This window comes from Corallococcus macrosporus DSM 14697 (assembly GCF_002305895.1).
In the GTDB taxonomy this organism is placed as follows: domain Bacteria; phylum Myxococcota; class Myxococcia; order Myxococcales; family Myxococcaceae; genus Myxococcus; species Myxococcus macrosporus.
This window is the reverse complement of the sequence record NZ_CP022203.1, coordinates 126,804-147,305: the sequence shown is the minus strand read 5'-3', so window position 1 is coordinate 147,305 and position 20,502 is coordinate 126,804. Positions and strand designations below refer to the sequence as shown.

20 protein-coding genes are annotated in these 20,502 nt (G+C 68.9%); 7 read left to right on the top strand and 13 right to left on the bottom strand.

Annotated features, from left to right (window positions below):
• Window positions 1–103 precede the first annotated feature (103 nt).
• Window positions 104–1,771, top strand: a complete 1,668-nt coding sequence (locus MYMAC_RS00645; protein ID WP_239989255.1) for a type VI secretion system contractile sheath small subunit — start codon at window positions 104–106, stop codon at window positions 1,769–1,771.
• A gap of 3 nt (window positions 1,772–1,774) precedes the next feature.
• On the opposite strand, the gene MYMAC_RS00640 is transcribed toward MYMAC_RS00645, so the two are convergent.
• The 3 genes from MYMAC_RS00640 to MYMAC_RS00630 form a co-directional block, all read right to left on the bottom strand.
• Complete coding sequence (locus MYMAC_RS00640; protein WP_013936718.1) at window positions 1,775–2,305, bottom strand: GNAT family N-acetyltransferase; 531 nt, start codon at window positions 2,303–2,305, stop codon at window positions 1,775–1,777.
• A gap of 91 nt (window positions 2,306–2,396) precedes the next feature.
• Entirely contained in the window at window positions 2,397–3,704 is a 1,308-nt protein-coding gene (locus MYMAC_RS00635) for an outer membrane protein assembly factor BamB family protein (RefSeq protein ID WP_095956636.1), read from the bottom strand.
• Window positions 3,705–3,739: 35 nt separating this feature from the next.
• Window positions 3,740–4,987, bottom strand: a complete 1,248-nt coding sequence (locus MYMAC_RS00630) for a phospholipase D-like domain-containing protein (RefSeq protein ID WP_095956635.1) — start codon at window positions 4,985–4,987, stop codon at window positions 3,740–3,742.
• Between the two features lie 114 nt (window positions 4,988–5,101).
• On the opposite strand from MYMAC_RS00630, the gene MYMAC_RS00625 reads away from it, so the two are divergent.
• Both MYMAC_RS00625 and MYMAC_RS37115 read left to right on the top strand, forming a co-directional pair.
• Window positions 5,102–5,863, top strand: a complete 762-nt coding sequence (locus MYMAC_RS00625) for a hypothetical protein (protein ID WP_239989254.1) — start codon at window positions 5,102–5,104, stop codon at window positions 5,861–5,863.
• A 154-nt stretch (window positions 5,864–6,017) separates the two neighbouring features.
• Window positions 6,018–6,188, top strand: coding sequence for a hypothetical protein (locus tag MYMAC_RS37115; protein WP_013936722.1), 171 nt, complete (start codon window positions 6,018–6,020; stop codon window positions 6,186–6,188).
• An 89-nt stretch (window positions 6,189–6,277) separates the two neighbouring features.
• Here the strand turns inward: MYMAC_RS37115 and MYMAC_RS00620 are convergent, their stop codons facing one another.
• Window positions 6,278–7,498 carry an ABC transporter permease gene (locus MYMAC_RS00620; protein WP_095956634.1) on the bottom strand — a complete coding sequence of 407 codons (1,221 nt, stop codon included), beginning with the start codon at window positions 7,496–7,498 and terminating at the stop codon, window positions 6,278–6,280.
• 19 nt (window positions 7,499–7,517) lie between these two features.
• Window positions 7,518–8,744: an ABC transporter permease gene (locus tag MYMAC_RS00615; RefSeq protein WP_095956633.1), complete on the bottom strand. Its 1,227-nt coding sequence runs from the start codon at window positions 8,742–8,744 to the stop codon at window positions 7,518–7,520.
• A gap of 532 nt (window positions 8,745–9,276) precedes the next feature.
• On the opposite strand from MYMAC_RS00615, the gene MYMAC_RS00610 reads away from it, so the two are divergent.
• The 4 genes from MYMAC_RS00610 to MYMAC_RS00595 all read left to right on the top strand — a co-directional run bounded on the left by MYMAC_RS00610 (window position 9,277) and on the right by MYMAC_RS00595 (window position 12,830).
• On the top strand, window positions 9,277–9,540 hold the full coding sequence (locus tag MYMAC_RS00610; RefSeq protein WP_013936725.1) for a hypothetical protein: 264 nt from the start codon (window positions 9,277–9,279) through the stop codon (window positions 9,538–9,540).
• A complete protein-coding gene (locus MYMAC_RS00605; RefSeq protein ID WP_095956632.1) occupies window positions 9,537–9,929 on the top strand; it encodes a hypothetical protein in 393 nt (130 codons plus the stop codon). The genes MYMAC_RS00610 and MYMAC_RS00605 overlap by 4 nt, the downstream gene beginning before the upstream one ends.
• A 219-nt stretch (window positions 9,930–10,148) precedes the next feature.
• Window positions 10,149–11,891 (top strand): MDR family MFS transporter, encoded by a 1,743-nt coding sequence (locus tag MYMAC_RS00600; protein ID WP_095956631.1) that lies wholly within the window; start codon window positions 10,149–10,151, stop codon window positions 11,889–11,891.
• A gap of 9 nt (window positions 11,892–11,900) precedes the next feature.
• Window positions 11,901–12,830, top strand: coding sequence for a phosphotransferase family protein (locus tag MYMAC_RS00595; protein WP_095956630.1), 930 nt, complete (start codon window positions 11,901–11,903; stop codon window positions 12,828–12,830).
• Window positions 12,831–12,840: 10 nt separating this feature from the next.
• On the opposite strand, the gene MYMAC_RS00590 is transcribed toward MYMAC_RS00595, so the two are convergent.
• The 8 genes from MYMAC_RS00590 to MYMAC_RS00560 all read right to left on the bottom strand — a co-directional run bounded on the left by MYMAC_RS00590 (window position 12,841) and on the right by MYMAC_RS00560 (window position 19,789).
• Entirely contained in the window at window positions 12,841–13,167 is a 327-nt protein-coding gene (locus MYMAC_RS00590) for a hypothetical protein (protein ID WP_013936729.1), read from the bottom strand.
• Window positions 13,168–13,404: 237 nt separating this feature from the next.
• Window positions 13,405–14,010, bottom strand: coding sequence for a hypothetical protein (locus MYMAC_RS37460; protein WP_239989253.1), 606 nt, complete (start codon window positions 14,008–14,010; stop codon window positions 13,405–13,407).
• 39 nt (window positions 14,011–14,049) lie between these two features.
• Complete coding sequence (locus MYMAC_RS38245; RefSeq protein WP_275663159.1) at window positions 14,050–14,178, bottom strand: hypothetical protein; 129 nt, start codon at window positions 14,176–14,178, stop codon at window positions 14,050–14,052.
• The gene (locus MYMAC_RS00580) at window positions 14,175–15,176 is read right to left on the bottom strand and encodes a hypothetical protein (protein WP_239989252.1); all 1,002 of its coding nucleotides are present in this window, start codon (window positions 15,174–15,176) and stop codon (window positions 14,175–14,177) included. The genes MYMAC_RS38245 and MYMAC_RS00580 overlap by 4 nt, the downstream gene beginning before the upstream one ends.
• Before the next feature lie 259 nt (window positions 15,177–15,435).
• On the bottom strand, window positions 15,436–16,935 hold the full coding sequence (locus tag MYMAC_RS00575; RefSeq protein ID WP_095956628.1) for a M20/M25/M40 family metallo-hydrolase: 1,500 nt from the start codon (window positions 16,933–16,935) through the stop codon (window positions 15,436–15,438).
• A gap of 316 nt (window positions 16,936–17,251) precedes the next feature.
• A complete protein-coding gene (locus tag MYMAC_RS00570) occupies window positions 17,252–18,007 on the bottom strand; it encodes a DUF5953 family protein (protein ID WP_095956627.1) in 756 nt (251 codons plus the stop codon).
• Window positions 18,004–18,573 (bottom strand): DUF6310 domain-containing protein, encoded by a 570-nt coding sequence (locus MYMAC_RS38510; protein WP_338026043.1) that lies wholly within the window; start codon window positions 18,571–18,573, stop codon window positions 18,004–18,006. The genes MYMAC_RS00570 and MYMAC_RS38510 overlap by 4 nt, the downstream gene beginning before the upstream one ends.
• A 355-nt stretch (window positions 18,574–18,928) precedes the next feature.
• Window positions 18,929–19,789, bottom strand: a complete 861-nt coding sequence (locus tag MYMAC_RS00560; protein ID WP_157757418.1) for a Shedu anti-phage system protein SduA domain-containing protein — start codon at window positions 19,787–19,789, stop codon at window positions 18,929–18,931.
• Between the last annotated feature and the right edge of the window lie 713 nt (window positions 19,790–20,502).

Below are 20,502 nucleotides of genomic sequence, written 5' to 3'. Positions count from 1 at the left end.
AGCGGGCCGGTGCTCTCAGTCACCAGCCCCCCCGTCCGAGGACCGTACCGACATGCGAGCGCGCTAACGTAGCGGCCTTCTCGAATGGGAGGGGATGCGGGACATGAGCCAGAACGGAAGCAGTGCCGACAGCGCGCGGGTGCGCTGGCTGGTGGTAGGAGCCTTCTCCCCGTCTCCCACGGGCCGCCGCTTCCCCCTGACGGTGCACACGTTCGGCGACGAGCTCACGCGCGCGGGCACCGGCCTCCGCGTCACGGTGGCGGACCGGCTGGGGGCCGGTGACTCGCGCACCGTGGAGCTGTCCTTCGACCGGCTGCGCGCCTTCAGCCTCGCGGACGTCATCACCCGCGTCCCCGAGCTGCGCGCCTTGCAGCACCTGCACGAAGCCCTGGCCACCACCGACGCGCTGGGCACGCTGACGCCCGAGGAGGCCGCCACGCGCGTGGCCACCGTCACCGGCCCGGGCCGGCTGCCGGACGCGGTGGCGGAGGCCCTGCGCGCCGCCTCCACGCCGCCGCCCGCCCCCGCCGCCCCGGCCGAGCCCTCCGAGTCGGGGGACGACCTGGTGGAGACGCTCCTCAGCCGCGCCGACGCGAGCACGCCCGCCACCGCGTCCCGGGCGGTGGACGCGTTCCTGCGCGCCATCAACCCGCGCGTGCCCGCCACGCCCGCCCCCGCCGTCACGCCGGAGGCCGCCCAGCGGCAGACGGCCCGCGCGCTGGTGGAAGAAGCCCTGCTCCTCACGGCGAAGGACCTGCTCCGCGCCGAGCCCGTGGCCCACCTGGAGTCCGCGTGGCGGGGCCTCAAGTGGCTGCTGGACCAGGTGCCCGCGTCCTCCGGCATCTCCGTGGAGGTGCTGGACGTGGCGCGCGCCGGGCTGCTGGACGCGGTGCAGGGCGCGCTGGACGCGGAGCCCTTCGAGCGCCCCGACGCCGTCTTCGTCGTGGACGCCACGGAGGACGTCGCCCTGCTGGGCAGGCTCGCGGCGCTGGGCGAGCGCGCGCAGCTCCCGGTGGTGGCCGCCGTGTCCGCGCCGCTCCTGGGCGTGGCGCCGGCGGAGCTGGCCGTGGCGCTGGAGGAGGAGCGCGAGCACGTCCCCGAGGCCTGGACGGCGCTGCGCCAGGACGAGTCCGCGCGCTGGCTGTGCGCGGTCATCAACCGCGTGGTGGTGGCCAGCGAGGGGCGCGGCGTGGCCCGGCGCGTGAGCTTCACCAGCCCCGCGCTCGCGGTGGCGGCGATGCTGGCGGCCAGCTTCCGGGACACCAGCGCCTTCGCGCGCATCATGGGCCAGCCGGGCGGATTGAAGGCACCGGCCATGTGGGAGCTCCCCACCGGCCGCGACACCGGGCTGGGCATCCCCACCGAGCACTTCCTCCCCATCCGCGCGCAGGCGCGGCTGGAGGAGCGCGGCATCCTCGGCCTGGGCAGCGGGCGCAACGCGGACGCGGTGCTGCTGTCCGCCGCGCCCATGGTGTTCGGCGGAGGCTACGCGGTGCCGCTGCCGGCGCAGCTCCTCACCGGCCGCATCGTGCGCTTCGCCACCTGGGTGAGAGACCAGTTGCCCGCGGGCACCGGCGGCGACGACGTGGACGCCATCTTCTCGCAGGCCGCGGAGGTGTTCCTCTTCCGCGGCGCCACGGAGAACGGGCAGCTTCGCGGCCAGCTCGTGGCCACGGACAACGGCCGCGGCGTGCACGTCACCGCCACCGTCCGCCCGGAGCACGCGGGCACGCGCTTCCAGCTCGCCTTCACCCTGCCCTTGCGCGGCTGAGCGTCAGTCCTTCTTGAAGCGCAGCACGTAGCCTTCGAGGAACACCGTGGGCAGGTCCAGGTCGCCCTCGGGCACGCGCTCGTAGCCGCGCCGCAGGTACATGCGCCCCACGCCCTCCGCGCCCCGGCGGACGTGGAGGCACACGGCGTCCACGCCCCACTGGCGGGCCAGGGACTCGGCGGCGTCCATGAGCGGCCGGGCCAGCCCCAGGCCGTGGTGGCTCACCGCGGTGGCCAGGCCGCGCAGGTCCGCGGCGTTGGGCAGCCACGCCTCGGAGCCGGGCGCGCCGGGCTTGAAGAGGGCCACGGTGCCCACCACCTGCCCGTCCAGCTCCGCCACCAGCACGGTGGCCACCTTGCGCCGGGACGCCACGTCCCGCAGCTCGCGCTTGCGCTCGTCGCCATAGACGACGTCCGGGAGCTTCTTCGAGTACTGGGTGAGGAAGGCCTCCACCAACAACTCCCCCACCACCGCGTCATCCTCGGGCCGCGCCTCGCGCACGAGGGCCCGCTCCACGACATGCCGGGTGTCCATGGCCGCGACTCTACGACTGGCCGCGCGCCCACGCGATTTCACCCCAGCCAGCTCCGCTCATGTCTGCGTGCAGGCGGACACTGCGCCCGCGTCACCACACGCCCAGGGTGGCAATCAGGTTGCCCGTCTTCGCGTCGAAGACATCCATCCACACCCAATGCGGAACGTAGACGCGCCCACCGTACTGCCGGATTCGGGAGACGCCCGAGCCGCTCTTCGAGTTGGGGATGGGGACGTCCCACCCCACGCGCCCCGTCCGCAGGTCCCTGCGGACGAGCTGCTCCCCGCCCTCCTTCAACGCGTAGACCATGAAGAGCGCGTCCTCGGTGAAGTCGAGGACGTCCACCGTGGACTCCTTCACGTTCCGGGGGTCCATGTCCGCGACGTTCTCCGTCCAGAGCGCGGCCTTCTCGCCCCGCCGGAACACCGACACCATGGGCACCCGGCTCCCGGGGTTCCGCTCCCCCAGCGCGACGTCCAGGTCCTCCAGCTTGTAGACGTGCTCCGCGCGGAAGCCAGGGACGGCGGGGAGGTTGCGCGGGCGCTCACACGGGACGTCGCTCTTCCTGAACACCGGCAGGAAGCAGGCGTGGTGGTTCCACTTGGCCTGCGCGCAGGAAGACGGCGGCTCGATGGCGGGCCGGGCCGTCGCCGTCTTCGTGTTGAGCAGGAGGTGCTGCCCATCCACCACCTCGACCCAGACGGACTCGGTGTCGTCCTTCGGGACGCAGAGCCTGCCAGGCTTGTCCGAGAGCGCCACCCGCCCCAGCGCCTTGCCTGTCCCGGGCTCGAGCAGGTGCACCGCGCCCGGCTCACTCATCACCAGGCGGCCGCCCTGCTGAACGACGTGCACCGTGCCGGACAGGTCCGCGGCCGTCCCCTCCACGTCCACCTGCCAGAGCAGGTCGAACGACTTCCCATCGAACGCGGCGACCTGGTGGCGCGTCTCCGACTTCCCGGGAACGGAGCCGAGGCGACGGATGCGGCCGATGAGGTCGTCGGTTCCATCGCCGTTGAGGTCCACGGCGAGGGGGACGCCCTGGGCGTCCCATTGGAACTTCTGCTTCTCCACCACGGGAGGCGCCGCGACGACGGGAGACGGCACCGGCGCCCTGGGGATGGGCCCGCGGGTGGGCACGTCGTCGGACTGGAAGGTCAGGAAGGCCACGGCCGCGCTGGTGAGACAGAGCGCGAAGATGCCTCCCGTCACCACGGCGGCCGTGTTCCGTCCCGTCCCCGTCAGGACCGGCTCCTGGTACTCGGGACGCGGCGCCTTCGCGCCCTGCGTGTCGATGGAGGAATTGCAGTAGCCGCAGGTGTAGAGCACCCGGCCTTCCTCGAGGACGATGGGCGCATGGCAGCGAGGGCAACGGGGCGATACCGGGCGGGAACGAGCCATGCCCGGTTTCTACCACCCTGCCCTGCACAGCGACGTCAGAGATAGTTGCCGATGAACCACGGCAACCGCTCACCCAGCTTCTGCAAGAGCCCGCGCCGCTTCCACCCGCTCCAGTGGATTTCCCGGGAGTGGCTCAAATCCTTCTCAAAAGACGCGGCGAGCTGCGCCGCCAGCGCCGGGTCCTCCACCACCACCGAGCACTCCTCCAGCGTCGTCAACGCCAGCGGGTCCAGGTTGGTGGAGCCCACGACGGACAGGGAGTCATCCACGAGCATCGTCTTGGAGTGCATCATGGACAGCTCGTACTCCCAGATGCGCACGCCGCCCTCCAGCAGGCGCGCGTAGGACGCCCGCTGCGCCGCGTGCACCGGCGCGACGTCATGGTGCCGCCCGGGCACAATCACCCGCACGTCCACGCCCTGCTTCACCTTCTCCAGCAACATGTCGCTGATGGCGTCGGAGGGGATGAAGTACGAGTTCGCAATCCAGAGCCGCTCCCGCGCCGCCGCGATGGTGAGCAGCGTCATCCGCCGCGCGTCCGACAGGAAGCGGTTGTCCGTGCTGGCCACGAAGCCCGCGCGCGCGTCCCCCGCGTAGCGCGGCTCCGGGAAGTCCGTGGCCGGCAGGAAGTCTCCACCCGCCTCCTGCCAGTTCTGCGCGAAGGCGACCTGCATCTCCCGCACGGCCGGGCCCTCCACGCGGATGTTCATGTCGCGCCAGAACTCCGCGCTCTGGGCGTTGCCCATCCAGCTCTTCCAGATGCCCCAGCCGCCGGTGATGCCCACCTCGCCATCCCGCACCACCAGCTTCCGGTGGCTCCGCGCCCGGAGGCGGACCGCGTCCAGCGCCGCGAAGTCGCCTTGGATGGGCCGGAAGTAGCGCGCGTCACAGCCGCTGGCCGCCAGCGCGGGCCGCACGGCCTCGAAGTTGACGCTGCCCAGCGGGTCCACGAGCACGCGGCACGCCACGCCGGGACGCCGCGCCGCCAGCGCCCGCACCAGCCGGTCCGACGGCTCGCCGGGCCGCCAGATGTAGCTGGTGATGTGGATGCTGGTGCGCGCGGCGAGAATCTCCTCCTCGATGGCGTCGAAGATGTAGCCGTTCTCCACCAACTCCACGCGGTGGCCCGGCACCAGCGCCACGCCCAGTGACTGGAAGAACGCGAGCGAGCGCGCCTCCGGGCTGCTTCCGGGCAGGGAGCGCAGGCGCAGGTCATGCCGATGATTGGGAGCGGGGCACCCGGCGGCAATCAACACCAGGGGCACGAGCCAGGCGAGCTTCACCGCCGGAAGCTAAGCGCCCATGGCCCACGGCGCACCTCCCGATGTCTCACGGAAGACACCCTGGGACGCGCGGACGGCACATCTCCACCGTGAGGGTGGAAGCCCCCGCCCCGCGTGCGCACCTTCGAGCCACACCGCGTGTCGCCCATGCCCAACGAGCCTTCCCACCGCCGCTCCCCTCTCGCGTGCACGCTGCTGCTGGGCTGCCTGCTGCCCACCGTGAGTCACGCGGTCGCCGCGGACGCCCCGCTGCGCGACGCGCCACCTTCCGAGCCGCGCTCCAGGTACTTCGACACGCCCACGGGCACGGCCCCGGAAAGAGCGGCCGTGCCCACGTACATCGAACCGGAGGACGTGCCCCTCCCCACGGGAGCCGCCGTGGCGCACGGCGCCTTCGCCCTGCTGCCCGTGGCCGGCGTCTGGGGCGCCAGCCGCGTGGGCGGCGACACCCGCGTGGGCGCCACCGCCTCCCAGACGGCGGCGGGAATGCTCCTGAGCGCCATGCCCTCGCGGCTCCTCTTCTTCCGCCCCGCCGCGCCCAGCCCGGAGCGGTGGATGGAGCTGGAGACCGTGGCCTTCGGCGGCGGCTTCGTGCTGACACCGCCGCTGGCCGCGCTGGGGACGTGGGGCCTGGGCGAGCTCGCCTTCGGGAAGAGTCACCACCCGGGGCGCGGATACCTCGGCGCGCTCGGCGGCGCGGCGGTGGGCACGCTGCTGGGCGTCATCGTCCACGAGGCCCTGGTGAAGCTGTCCAGGCCCAGCGCCCGCTTGAAGAGCGGCCGTCAGCTCATCGCCCTGGGATTCATCGGCGTGGGCGCGACGTTGGGCTATCAATGGGCGGGCGGCGGACCTCGCCCAGACGGACACACGCAATAGTTCCGCTGCGTCTGTTTTACACAGACGCGTGGTGCACCGCTCCAGTCCTCACAGTCTCAGACGCAGTGCGTGTGACACGCGGCGCATTGTGCATGTCAGACCGGGGCTCCACACTCCGCCGCGCTGTACGGACACCGCACCTGGAGAGACCGCAATGACCGCTCGCAAGCACCTCCGCTTCGCCGTCGTCCTCACCGCCGCCGCCGCCGTGCTGGGCCTGGGAATCACGATGACGCCCGCCACGGCCGTCGCCGATGACTGCCAGCCGCCCTGCTGGAAGGACCCCATCACCGGGAAGCTGATTTGCGGCACCCCGTGCCCGTAATCCCCGGACACGGACGCTGAAGACACCAGGGGCCTCCTGCCGCGCCACGCGGAGGAGGCCCCGTTTCATTCCCAGCCAGGCGCGCGGCGTCAGTCCGTCCGCATGGCCTCCACCGGGTCCAGCTTCGCGGCGCGCGCGGCCGGGTAGATGCCGAACAGCAGGCCCACGCCGCTGCTCATGCCCAGGGACAGCGCCACGGCCCAGGCCGGCACCTGCGCGGGCAGCCCCACCATCCACTTCGCGAGCTGCGCCAGGCCAATGCCCATGCCCACGCCCAGCGCGCCGCCCACCAGCGACAGCACCACCGCTTCAATCGCGAACTGCGCCAGGATGCGCCGCTTCTTCGCGCCCAGCGCCTTGCGGATGCCAATCTCCCGGGTGCGCTCCGTCACCGCCACCAGCATGATGTTCAGGATGCCAATGCCGCCCACCAGCAGGGACAGCATGCACACGCCGAAGCTGGCCGCGGAAATCACCTGGGAGATGTTGTTGAACATCTCCGTGGCGCTCTCGTTGGAGAACACGAAGAAGTCATCCGGCTCCGTGGGCTTCAGGTTGTGGCGCCGCCGCATCAGCAGCGTCACCTCGTCCTGCGCGCGCTGAAGCAGCTCCGCGGACTGGGCCTGGATGCTCACCCGGTAGTTGCGCACGCCGAACAGCGACTTGTAGACGGACAACGGCATCATCACCTGGTTGTCCTGGCTGCCTCCGCCCAGGAAGCCGCCGCGGCGCTTCAGGGTGCCAATCACCTGGAAGGTGCGCCCCAGGATGCGGATGTTCTGCCCCAGCGGCTCCACGCCCGGGAACAGCGTGTCCGCCAGGTCCTGGCCAATCACCGCCACGCGGCGGCCATCCAGGTACTCCGCGTCCGTGAAGGGCCGCCCGAACTCCACCACCACCGAGTTCGTCTGGAAGTACTCCGGCGTGCCCGCCCAGACGGTGACGTTGGCGCGCGACTCGCGCTGCTGCGTGACGACCTTCTGGCCGCCCTTGGAGTCCTCCGCCGCCGCCAGCCGCACCGAGGGCTGCAGCCGGATGGCGTCCAGGTCCGCCTCGTTGAGCCGGGGCCGCCGCGCCAGCTCCGCCAGGGACAGGTTCCCGCCGAAGGGCAGCCGCTGCACCTGGAAGCAGTCGGAGCCCAGCTCGGACATGCTCTCGTTGACCTGGATGCGCAGGCCCTCGATGAGCCCCATCATCGACACCACCGTCGTGGCGCCGATGACGATGCCCAGCAGCGTCAGGAAGGAGCGCAGCAGGTTGGAACGGAAGGTTCCGAACGCCAGCCGCAGGGTGTCCCAGATTGCCATCATCGCCGCCGTCTCCCGTCCGTCACTCGTGGCGAAGCGCTTCCACCGGGTCCAGGTTCGCCGCGCGGGCCGCCGGCCAGATGCCGAACAGCAGGCCCACCATGGCCGCGAACCCCACGCCCGCCACCACCGTCAGCGGCTCCACCGCCGCCGCCAGGGGCGTAATCAAGGACACGATGCGCGCCAGCCCCAGCCCCACCACCGTCCCCATGGTGCCGCCCAGCGCGGACACGCACGAGGCCTCCATCAGGAACTGGAGGATGATGGTGCGCTTGCGCGCCCCCAGCGCCCGCCGCACGCCAATCTCCCGCGTCCGCTCGCGCACCGACACCAGCATGATGTTCATGATGCCGATGCCGCCCACCAGCAGCGTGATGAGGCCCACGCCCGTGGCCGCGCCGTAGAGCGCGCCGGTGAGCTGCGCGTACATGTTGGCGAGCTGGTCTGGCCGGTTGATGGCGAAGTCGTCCGGCAGGCCCGGCGGCGTGTTGCGCTCCCGGCGCAGCACCGCGGTGAGCTTGTCCACCACCGCCGGCGCGTGCTCCGGCGACGTGACGGCCACCGCGATGTTGGGCGAGCGCTTCTTGCCGTACTGCGCCAGGAAGGTGCGGAAGGGCACCATCACCACCAGGTCCTGGTTCTCTCCCAGGATGGTGCCCTTGGCCTCCAGCGTCCCCACCACGCGGAAGGACTTGCCCTCCAGGAGGATGCGCTGCCCCACCGGGTTCACCGCCGGGAAGAGCGAGCGCACCAGCTCCGCGCCGATGACGGCCACCTGCGCCCGGTTGTCCACGTCCGCGTGCGTGAGGAAGCGCCCCCGCTCCAGGGTGAAGGAGCTCACCGTGGCGTAGTCCGGCGTGGTGCCCACCAGCATCACCGAGCCGATCTTGCGGTCCAGGAAGCGGCCCTCCACGCGCTCGAAGAAGAGCGGCGCGGCGGCCAGCACGTGCTCGGACGCGTTGAGGATGGGCGGCACCAGGTCCGCGGACAAATCCTTGCGGTTGCGGTACGTCCACCAGTCGCCGTTGAGCGTCCAGGGGAACTTCGAGATTTGGAGCGTGTTGGCGCCAATGCTCGAAAGCTGGTCCTCGAAGGAGCGGTTGATGCCCTGGATGATGCCGACGATGGCCAGCAGCGTACACACGCCCACGCCAATGCCCACCGTCGTCAGCACCGTCCGCAGGCGGTTGGAACGGAGCGAGTACAGCGCGATGCGCGCTCCCTCCCACACATCGACCCGGATGCTCACGTCAGTTTTTCTCCGCTTCGGTGCACGTCGCGCTGGTGGATACGCGCCCCGGAACGGGTGATTGCACGCGACATTCCCTCGGTGCAAATCCAGCGTGCTGGAAATTCGAGTGTGGACCCTGGGCTCAAACGGTGAGCGGCACGCGACGACGCAGCAGGTCGAAGCGGGCCCGGCGGGCGGCGCTACTGTCGAGGCACGCGCCCCCCGGCATTTGATTGAATCCGTTATAAAGGATTAACAGGGCGCGCTCTGACGAACTTAATCCGGCATGACGGATTAAAGCCGCGGCTTGGGCCTCTTGAATCCATTATAATGGATTATATGAAGCTCCATCTACAAAGCGCTCGCGGCGCTTGGCTTCGAAACGATTCCGCAAGAGGGACTCTCGCTTCATGAAGGCCCTTCGGGCCCGAGCCTCTGGCTCCCCCGGTTCGACGTCGCGCGACGAGACGGCCGCCTTCCAGAAACATCAAGCGGCGTTGAGCGCACTACAACACGTCATCCCGGAGGAAGCCTGGCCAGCGGTGCGCCGATGAGGATGGACCTCGACGGCATCACCCGCACCACGACCTGGGAAGGGTACGAGGCTGGCGGAGAAGTCGATTGGGGTGGGCTCCTCCAAAGTTTCGGTCGAGATGCGGCCGCCTTGCGCGAGGGCCTCCACGACCTCGCGTTGCGCCTTCGTCTTCTCCCCGAGCTCCTCGCCGACCTTGGACTGCCGGGCGAAACGCTGGACTTCGCGGGGCTCGACCTCCGCGGCACCGAGAAACGCCTCCGCACGTGGGGGCTTCTATGAAACGCGCCGACATCGCCCGGCTGACCGCGCTCGAACGGAAGGCGCTCATGGAAGAGCTCGCCGCAATGGTCGCCATCGGTGAGCTCAACCTCGGGGATGCCTCGAGAATCCTTCGCGGCACGATGCTGGGAATGGACCGGAAGACCTTCGCGCGCGTGGTGAAGCTCTCCACCAGCGTCATCGCGAAGCTCGAGGACGAGCCCGACGCGAACCCGACGCTCGAGACGCTCAACAAGGTCTTTGCCCCGTTCGGCGGGAAGATCGCGCTGACGTTTCCTCGGCTCGAGGCGCCACACCCGCCCGATGATGCGGAGAAACAGCGCCGAGAGATGCTTCGCTCCGCGCTCGCCAGGAGCAAGCGACAGCGGCGGCGATCGACACCCCCGTGAGCGCCTCGACACAGGCCCCCGGAGCCTTCCCCGGCCCTGCAGGACTGACACGCTCTCGGCTGGAGGCGCGGCGCGCGCATGCCTGGCACCGGGACTGCCGCAATCCTACCGCCGCACGGGAAACCGGGTGCCCAACCCAGGAGCCTGGCCGCTGGCCTTCTGATAGCAGCATCCCCACCTTCACCCTGGCGCCCTCCGTCCCGGGAGCCACCGCGACACATGGCCCCGTCCGCCGCGCCCACCCCCGCCGATGCGCCGCCCGCCTTCCCTGCGTTCACCCGCTCGCAGAAGGTCTTCACGATGCTGGGCGCGGTGCTGGGGCTGCTGCTCGCCGCGTTGGACCAGACGATTGTCGCCACCGCGGGGCCGGCCATCCAGGAGGACCTGCGCATCCCCGCCTCGCTCTACCCGTGGCTCACCACGTCGTACTTCGTCGCGTCCACGATGATGGTGCCCATGTGGGGCAAGCTGTCGGACCTGCTGGGCCGGCGCGCGGTGTTGGCCGCGGGCATCCTCGTCTTCCTCGCGGGCAGCTTCCTGTGCGGCGCGGCGCGCTCCACGGTGGCGCTCATCCTCTTCCGCGCCGTGCAGGGCCTGGGCAGCGCGGCGCTGTTCACCGCCGCGCTGGCGGTGGTGGCGGACCTCTTCGAGCCGCGAGAGCGCGGCAAGTACCAGGGCCTGTTCGGCGCCGTGTTCGGCCTGGCCAGCGTGGTGGGGCCGCTGGCCGGGGGCTTCATCACCGACCACCTGGGCTGGCACTGGGTGTTCTTCATCAACCTGCCCGTGGGCGCGGTGGCGCTGGCCCTGGTGCTGCTGCGCATGCCGAAGCTGAAGCCCCACCGGGAGTCCCGCGGCGGGCTGGACCTGCTGGGGGCGCTCACGCTCGCGGTGGCGTTGGTGCCCCTGCTGCTGGCGCTCAGCCTGGGACAGCGGGACGGCGGCCCGTGGGCCTGGACGTCGTGGCGCATCCTGGGCCTGTTCGCGCTGTCGGTGGTGGGCCTGGTGGCCTTCCTCCAGGCGGAGCGGCGCGCGGCCGAGCCCCTGCTCGACCTGGAGCTGTTCCGCCTGCGCGCCTTCAGCGCGGGCAACGCGGCGGTGTTCATCATCGGCGCGGCGTTCCTGTCCGGCGTCGTCTTCCTGCCCCTGTTCATGGTGAACGTGGTGGGGCTGTCAGCGACGAGCTCGGGGTTGACCATCATGCCGCTGACGCTGGGCGTGGTGGCGGGGAACGTGATGAGCGGCCAGCTCGTGTCCCGGATGGGCCGCTACAAGGCGCTGCTGCTGGGCTCGCTGGTGTTGTTGACGGCGGGCTTCGCCGTCATGGCCTTCACGCTGACGACGGACTCCACCCAGGCGGAGGTGACGGCGAAGATGGTGCTGGTGGGCGTGGGGCTGGGGCCTTCGATTCCGCTCTACACCATGGCCATCCAGAACGCGGTGCCACCGGACCAGATTGGCGTGGGCACGGCGGCGGCCACCTTCTTCCGCCAACTGGGGATGACGCTGGGCGTGGCGCTGCTGGGGACGGTGTTCGCGTCCACGCTGTCCTCGGAGCTGGAGGCGCGCATGGCCCAGGCCACCGCCGGGCTCCCGGCGTCCGTGAAGGCCGAGCTGACGCGCGCCGCGCCGGGCGTCAGCGGAGAAGGCGGACCCACCGGGCAGGTGTTCCGCGCGGACGAGGTGAAGGCGCGCCTGCGCGACGAGTTCCACGCCGAGCGGCGCCGCTCGGCCGGCCCCGAGGCGCGAGCGAAGGTGGCCGCGGAGGAGCGACAGGCGCTGGCGGCGGTGGACGCGGCGGACCGGGCGTTGAAGACGGCGTTCACTCGCGGCGTGTCCGCCGTGTACCACGTCGCCCTGTTCATCGCCCTGGCGGCGCTGCTGGTGACGCTGTTCCTGCCGGAGCAGCACCTGCGACGGAGGCACCGGCAGGTCTCGTCACGCGCCAACGTCGCGGAGCCGTAGAGTCGACGCATGTCCCACGATGAGGAACAGCCGTCACCCGCCCTCACGGACGCGGAGGCCGCCGAGCGCATCCACGCGCGGTTCCCCGCGCTGGCGACGGCGCGCGTCGTCCGCCTGGGTGAGGGCATGGACCATCAGGCCTTCGAGGTGGCTGGGCGCCACGTGTTCCGCTTTCCCAGGAGCGACGCGGCCGCCGGGCACCTGGAATGGGAGGCGCGCCTGACGGCGTGGCTGGCGCCGCGGCTCCCCCTGCCCATTCCCGTCTACCACTTCCTCGCCCCGTCCACCTCGGACCTCGTGGTGGGCTTTGGAGGCTACGAGAAGCTGCCCGGGACGCCCGCGCTCCTCGTCGAGCCCGGGCGGCTCGACCTGCCGGACCTCGGCCGCCGGCTCGGAGCCTTCCTGGGGGCGCTCCATGCGCTCGACACGGCGGCAGCGGACGCGCTCGGTGTGCCGGGGGACGACGACCCGGAGCTCGAAGCGTGGTCCGCCGCCGCGCTGGAGGACCTGCACCTCGCCGTCGAACACGGCCATGTCGAACCGCACCGGGCCACGGACTGGAAGCGGCGGCTCACGGAGCGCCCGCCGAGGGGACGCGACGCGCCTCGGCTGCTCCACGGTGACTTCGCCGCGGAGCATGTCCTGGTGGATGTCCACGGTGCCCCCACGGGGGTCATCGACTGGAGTGATGCGTGCGTCGGAGACCCCGCGCGGGACTTCGCCGGCCTGCTCCACTGGGGTGGAGCACCGATGCTGACCTCCGCGCTGGAGACGTATGGCTCGGTGAGTCCCGCCGTCGTCTCACGGGCACGGTGGTTCGCCGCCTGCCGCGCGGTGGCGGACATCGCCTTCGGTCAGACACAGCGGCGGCCGGAGTACCTCGTCGCCGGGCAGCGGGCGCTCACCGGGCTCGAGGAGCACCTGTCCTTCGGTGATTGATGCACGCGGCTCAGGAGCCGCTGCAACGAACCTGGATGGGGTGGCTCTCCAGCACCACGCACTCACCGCTGCTGCACTTGAACAACTCACAGATTTCCGGGGACTGGACGCAGCGGACCTCAGGGCCCGACCCCAGGTTGAACGAGGCACAGGAGAGGCCCTCGGGGCATTGCTTCTGCTCCCCGGTACACGGCGGGCCGAGCACCCGCCCCTCCTTCAGCGACAGCTTGGACTCGGCCTCCGGGGGCGCCTCACCCTCCGCGCCACGACAGCCCGCCAGGAGGAACGCGGCGATGACCCACTTCAGCCCCGGAACACGCTTGCCCTGCTTCATCATGAATGTCCTCCCACCTGCATCGAGCAGGCGCCAAGCAAGACATACGCCACGCGAAGCGGCGGCAGCCCCCACGGCGGCCAGCTTCGCCCACGCGACGTAACCCCTTGGACATCCCAAAAGGACCTGCCAGCCGACGTGCCTCAAGCCCGCACAGGCCGCCCCAGCGCCCTTGAAAATCCAGCGGCCCCGCTTGGCCACCCTCAGTTTCCCGAGGTCATCATCTGCACGGACGCGGAATCAAAGATCCGCGAACACGTCGACGACCGCTTGAGCGAGCAACGCCCGTTCATCCTGTTCGAGGCCTTCCGCATACGCGATGACGTCCTGCACACCCTCTGCGTCAGGGCTCCAGAACAAGCGCTGCAGCTTGCCACGAAGGACATGCCCTTCATCGCCAGCCCGCTCCAGTGATGCGCGCACCTCAGCCAGCCCCACGAGCTTGACGTAGGCGAAGATGTCGAAGCAGTCCTTGTGGTCCGTGGGCCGATGCTCCAACTTGGCTCGGACCTTCATGGAGAGGAAGCCAACAGCATCCGGCAACCGGATGCGCAGCGAGATATCTCCAATGGGTAGAGACACGGGCTGGCTTCCGCGCAGCGCCAACCCCGCGTCGGGGAGTGGCGTCATGCCAGTGGGGAGTTGCGCCTGTTCGACTTCGGCAGGTGAGAACAGGTCGAGGTGCATCCATCCGCCCGGCAGTGACTTCGACCACCGGAAGTTGCGCGCTTTTCGCTCGTAGCCTCGTTGCTTCAATACGGAGGGAAGGCGTTCTGCGCTGAACTCGGTGCCATCCATGTTGAACAACAAGTCAGGTTCGAAGGAGTAACCGCGCTCAACGACCACGCCGGTGTCCGTTGTGACGGCGATGACGCCCTTTTCACCTCATCGGAGAGACTCCACTGCCAGCACTTGCCCACCAATGAGAACGACGTCCCAGGAGAGGTCTCCCAGGTCGAGCAAGAGTTCACCAAGCTCCCGCAGTATCTCCTCGAACCGCTCCTCTTCGGTCATGGCGACTCCTCAGGAATCGGGAGCGCCCGCGCGAACCTCTGGACCAGTTCATCCGCTTGTTCCTTGCCCCTGCCCCCACTTCGCTGGAAGTCCACGGCCAACTGAGGCAGCGCGACTCCCGGCCCGTGAACAAGCCCGCGTTGCGCGAAGAAGATGCCCCCTGCGTCTGTTTCTGCGGAAGGCTCCGCGCGGAGCACCCAGAAATTGTGCGGCGTCATGCGGCGCAGCCCGAAGGCGCTGATGGCCGCGTCGATGGAGCCTGTGAGGTAGAGCCCGTGCGGCAGTCCCGACACGAAGCGCTCCTCCGGCAACAAGGCGCTCGCCAGCGTGAAGATGGCGCGGACACCTTGGGACTCCAGCTGACGCATGCCCTTGCCGAGCACCTCGCCCGTCGTGGAGGGCGCATTGAAGCCGTCCAACGTCACAGCGGTCTTCTCCCCACTCTCCATCCACGCCCTCAGCAGGTCGACCGGAGCCCTGAGCCGGAACCCGCTCCTCTTGCTCACCGATTCGACGTACCCATCCAGCACCAGCCGACGGATGACCCCGTGGGCATAGGCGTAGCTGGTCTGCGTCCGCTCAGACAGCGCTCGCACCGTCTGGGCTTCCCCAGGAGACTGCAACAGGACTCTGACAACGCGGCACCCCTTGCCGTGGAACACCGGCTCGCGAGGACGCCGCAGTAGGGGCTCCCGCCCCTGGACACGAATGAAGGTGCCGCCCGCTCGCAGGAAGAACGTTCCTCGCTGGTCCAACACGGCCACGTCTTCGCGCTCGCATGCTTCGATGACTGCCGGAGAAGCAGAGTCCGTTGCGATCATCGGAACCCGGACTGTCGGTAGACGACCCGTGGCCCCATCGCGCTGCTTCAGCGCATCGTTGGCCGCGAGCAGGCGCTCACGGAGCAGCCGAATGTCCGCTGGAAAGAGCGGGGCGCGGTAGGCCAGCAGGACCGGCACTCGCACCTGAGGAAGCACGACCTCGGCGAGTTCGTACACCGACTGCCCGCCGGGTCCTCTCCGAGGAACCAGGAAGACGTCCTGACGCAGGAGCTCCACGCCCCGGGGCAACCGGGGGCCATTGCTCCAGAACGCTTCACGGACGTCAGCAGTCATCATCAATAATTTTGTCGATATTCTGCCGGAACGCTAGTGACGGGTGCAGAGTTCACTGTAAGCAGCGAAGTATCGACAAAATTAGTAAGGACCGAGAGGAGGGGCAGGTCTCGCGGAATGCCCCTCCCCGCGCCGCCAGCCCTCAGTGCCCCGAGGTCTTCGACTGCTGCGCGGGCGCGGGCGCGGGTCCACGCGGGGCCGGCGCCTCGGGGCGCGCGAGCGTGCCGGGCATCTCCGCCAGCGCGTACGTCATCCACGCCACGGCGGCGGTGCTGCGGGCCAGGTCCTGCGGGTCCACCTTGTCCAGTGTGTCCGCCTCCGTGTGGTGCACGTCGAAGTAGCGGCTGCTGTCCACCTCCACGCCGAAGAAGGGCACGCGCGCGGGCAGCAGCGGGCTGATGTCCGCCCCACCCGCCTCACGCGAGGAGAACTGCGTCACGCCCAGCGCCGTCAGCGGCGCCATCCACGGGCGCAGCAGGTCCTGCCCACCCTCGCCCGCGCGCACGCTGAGGCTCACCGGCCGGCCGCCGCCCGCGTCCATCTCCAGCGCGCCCACGTGCCGGGGCAGCTCCGCGGCGTGCTTCTCCGCGTAGGCTCGCCCACCGCGCAGGCCGTTCTCCTCGTTCATGAAGAGCACCACGCGCACCGTGCGCCGGGGCGCCTGCGGCAGCTTCGCGATGAGGCGCGCCGCCTCCATCACCATCACCACGCCCGCGCCGTCGTCATGCGCGCCCGTGCCCACGTCCCACGAATCCAGGTGCGCGCCGATGAGCACGATTTCCCGCGGCTTCTCGCGCCCGCGAATCTCCGCCACCACGTTGGAGGAGTCCGCGTCCGGCAATTCGGAGGCGTCCAGCATCAGCTTCACCCGCACCGGGCCGCCCGCCAGCAGCCGGTGGAGCAGGTCCGCGTCCTCCGTGGACACCGACGCGGCAGGCACGCGCGGGCCGCCGCTGGGGAAGTTCGTCGCCCCCGTGTGCGGCGTGCGCAGCGACGCCGTGGCCAGCGAGCGCACCAGCGCGCCCACCGCGCCGTGCTTCGCGGCGGCGGCGGGGCCACGCGAGCGCAGGCCCGCGAAGCGCCCGTAGTCCGCGGCCACCGACATGGTGTGGTTGAAGAAGACGAACTTCCCCTTCACCGCCGCGCCCAGCGACTCCAGCTGCTCCAGCGACGTCACCTCCACCACCTCGGCGGTGATGCCCTCGGGCGCGGTGGGCGGGCTGCCGCCCAGGGCCAGCAGCGCCAGCCGGTGGCCGCGCGTGCGCTCGGAGGCCAGCACCTCGCCGGAGGCCTCGCCGCGGACCCAGTGCGGAACCTTCACCGGCTCCAGCCACGCCTTCACCCCATCCGCCTTGAAGGAGCGCAGCGCCCACTGCACCGCGGCCTCGGCGCCCGGCGAACCAGACAGGCGCGGGCCAATGCCGTCCGTCAGCTCGGCGAGCCGCGCATAGGCATGGCCATCCGTGAGCGCGGGGCCGATGAGCTTCTCCGCGGTCGCCTGCGCATACACGGGCGCGGCGGCCTTCGCGGAGGTGGTGGGCTTCGCCGGGGCGGCCTTGGGCGCCGGTTTCGCGGCGGGTGCGGCGCCCGACAGCAGTTGGAGCGCGAGGGAAGCAGGCAGGATGAAGGTGGCGACGGGCAAGGGTCCTCCAGGGGAGGCGCCCACTCTCCGCCGATGTTCCAGGGCTCGCAAGCGACGGTGAGCGTCACCTTCGCCTGGGCAAAGGAAACCTCCCGCAGGACGCGCGGTTACCCACCTGTCAGCCTGGTTTCGCGCGCTCTGGACGCCATCCCGTTCTGTTCCGGGGAGTTGTTCCCTGGTGCGCCCCTTCACTCCACGCGGGAGGGGCACACTGGGGGCACATGCGCCGGGAAGGCTCGGGGCTGGTTCGTGCGGATGCTTGCACATGGGTGCTCTTTCCCTCGGCCCCAGCCGCATCCCAGGCCCCTTGCTTGAGTCAAGGTGCCGGCCGTCCGCCAATCCCGGGGAAGCGCTGATAGGCGCGCTTGAGTGCATCCAGGTGGGCAGGATTGTCCAAGTCGAGCGGCGCGTCGGTGAGCTGTACGACCCAACCGCCCGATGCCGTGCGCCGCGCCCGCGAAAGCAGCTCGGCGTCACGAGCAGGGTCCGGGAACCCGATAGCCAGCGCGGCAGCCGCCGACCAGTAGTTCAGCCACCCAAGGCAATAGGGAAGCTCGGGCGAGCGGCTCTGTTCGAAGCAATTGAGCGCGGGCAATCCCCGGGGCGGCGACGGCGGACCACCCAGCGTGGGAGCTATCTGCTCCGCGATCTCGAGCGCGGCACGGTCCGGCGTCGCACGGCCCCAGTGCGCACGTGCGCCCTCCGCCACATTCACCAACACGTTCGCGGCTGCCTCAATGACGGCCACGTCCAACGGCAGGTCCGCATGGATATCGAAGAGCGCCTGGCCGCCCGGGGCATGGCTGGCAGGCATCTTCAACCCTGCTATTGTTACCGGGTAGCTTTCGTCACCGTTGCACAGCAGTGGGAACTTCCCGCGTGTCGCTGCTTCCGCCAGCCACGCATCGCGATCAGGGAGCGCAACGAGGTGCCCTTCCTTGGAGACCTTCCACTCCAGGCGCAAGCCGGAGAGCGCCAGCTCCATTCCTCGGACGGCAGCAAGGGTGCGGCCATCGTTGCCCGTGAGCGCGGGGGTGTAGACAGCAAGGAGGAGGCGCCTTTGCGCGGTCATCGTTCGCATCCCGTGACGACGATTGTGAGTCTGGGCTCTCGTTGCAGCAACGCGGCTCTGTGCGCGGCACTGCTCACGCCAACGACGAAGCCATATCCACAAGCCGTGGCGATATCACGCTCTTCCCGCAGCTCCTCGGCTTCATCGTTGGCCACCTGATTCTGCAGAAAGAGCGAGTACGTATCGAACTGGTCGGTCTTTATTTCCCATAGCACGCGCACGCCCACTTGCAGCGCGTCGAAGTGCTTGCCGTCAACGAGCACGTCCATACCGGGATAGCGGTTCGGCGGAACCCTATCGGCGCACCGGTCATGTGCGTCGTCTCCTCCTCGATGTGGCACCGGAACAGGCTCGCAACTGGCGCGGCGCGTCCGGTCTGGTGGCACAGGCGGTACTGGTGGCTGCCAGTCCTGCCCCGCTGGCCTCGGTTCCGGCTTGGGCCTCCGCTGCGCTACGGCCTCACGGGGCGCCCCCTTCGTTCCTCGTGATGCAGCGGCTTCGTCGGGGTAGTGGTGGCGTAGCTCAGACGCATCCAGTTCTTCCTTGATGGCGACGGCGACCACCATTGCGCCAAGGACGATCACTGCTCCCACGGCGATCTCAGGTGCCACCAGCACGCAGAACCCGACCCCCACGGCAGCAGCACCAGCGGAGGCGACTGCGCATCGTCCCGTGGTGTCGTGGAACTCGATCCGGTCATGTTCGAGGGCCTGATAGCACCTCTCCACGAGCACGGGCCAAGGCTGGGAGGCTTCGCGAACAACGCACCGCCCACCGTCAGTCCACGGCAACTTCGCCGCCCGTTGAAGGTTGGCGAGTCTCTGACTCCGCGCTCCGCGTGTCATGGGAGGCTGCGTCGGCGTAGCGCAGGCCCAAAGGAGCATCAGCACTACAAGGCAGGTGGGGATGCGCATGGCGGTCTCATTCCCAATCGCCGCTGTACTTCCACCCTCCCCTGCCGTCTTTCACCCAGCGGTCCCAATATTCGAGTCGTTCGATGAGAAACGCTTTTCGTTCGGGACCAAGAAGCGCATTGCCATTTATCGCATCCTCTCGCCCTCGATACACCGAAACATCACCAGCATTGAACGGCCCTATTTTAAAGGTAGGAGGAAGCGATATCGCATGATAGTCCCGACCATCATTTTTCACGCACCACAAGCCATGAGCGGAGTGATCAGGGACAAGGCGATCAAACGTTGCAACGTCAATATCAGGCGTATTGTACTCCGCCCGGACTGGGTTCAACTCTCGATGAGCCTCGATCTCCGCACGAGCACCGTGAACAAGAATAAACTTAGGCTGGCAACGCCGATCGCGCAGTAGCTCGGATGGAATCCTGAAAGCCTCAAAGAAGGCGTGCCGATTCGTTGGATTTCCGAACCAAGCAGACCATTCCTTGAGTTGATGGTAGGCCCCCGTGAACTCAGAGTGCATACGTCCAGCACTCGTATACCAGCTTTTATGCGGCGTCTCGATTTCAATGAACACAGGATAAATCGTGGCGCTGTCGAATCCAATCCAAAGAAAATCAGGAACTTTCAGACCAACGCCACTCAGCCTGGGCTGAGATATGAGAGCCCCGGGATATGGAACCTTGTTCGAGTAGTGAAGACCCGGAACCAAGCAAGGATGTTGCTCAAGGAATTTTTGAACATTGCCCTCATCCTTCGAAGCGCCTGAACGCAACAAATCTGAGTATTCCTTCTCAACCCAGGCAGAATACACATCCCACTCCCACGCAGGAGGAGAACTCACCGCCATCTTATAGGTTCGTTCCATGCACAAACCTTGACACGGAGTGCGCTCCGCCAACAAGCCCCCCAGACTCCGGCGTTGTCCTCTGGCACAATAAGGACCCAACTGGGGAGTCTCCACGCATGGACTGCAAATCCATTGATGCGGCACCTTGGCGCAGAGAATCCTTTGGAATGCCACGCGACTCTGCGACTGCACGTGGAAAGCCTTGCGCAGATGTTCCTGCCTTATTTCACGAGGCAACGAGGCTATTGAGGGTACCTGTTCAGACGCTGGCGGACATGCGGAAGAAGCAAGGTGGCTTCTCCCGCAACGTGCGTACCTCGCGCCTCGGTTTCTCCATCTCGGCGTTCTCATCCACGCCGAGTCCGGGCCTGGGAGCGCTATAGGGAGTTCCTCCTGACTGATTGCTCCAGTTGCGGATGCTCTGCTCGGGACAAATTTACTCGGCCGCCAAACTCTTCAACGACCGGTCGGACCGGTGCAGTTCAACAATGCGTTGCCGGAACTCCGAGTCGCACGGGGGACGTGTCTTCGGCATCGTGGGGTCCTTTTCGCATCGCGAGTGGGACATCGCGGAAACGGGGCAATTTTAGCCACCGGCTGAACCGCGGAGCTTGTTCCTTCGCTCAGTGCTTGTGGCGATGATGCAGGTCCGACACGTGCGGATGGTCGTGCGTGAGCGGCGCGTGCCGATGCGGATGACCATGGGGCTCGGCGGTGAACACGCCCGGCGC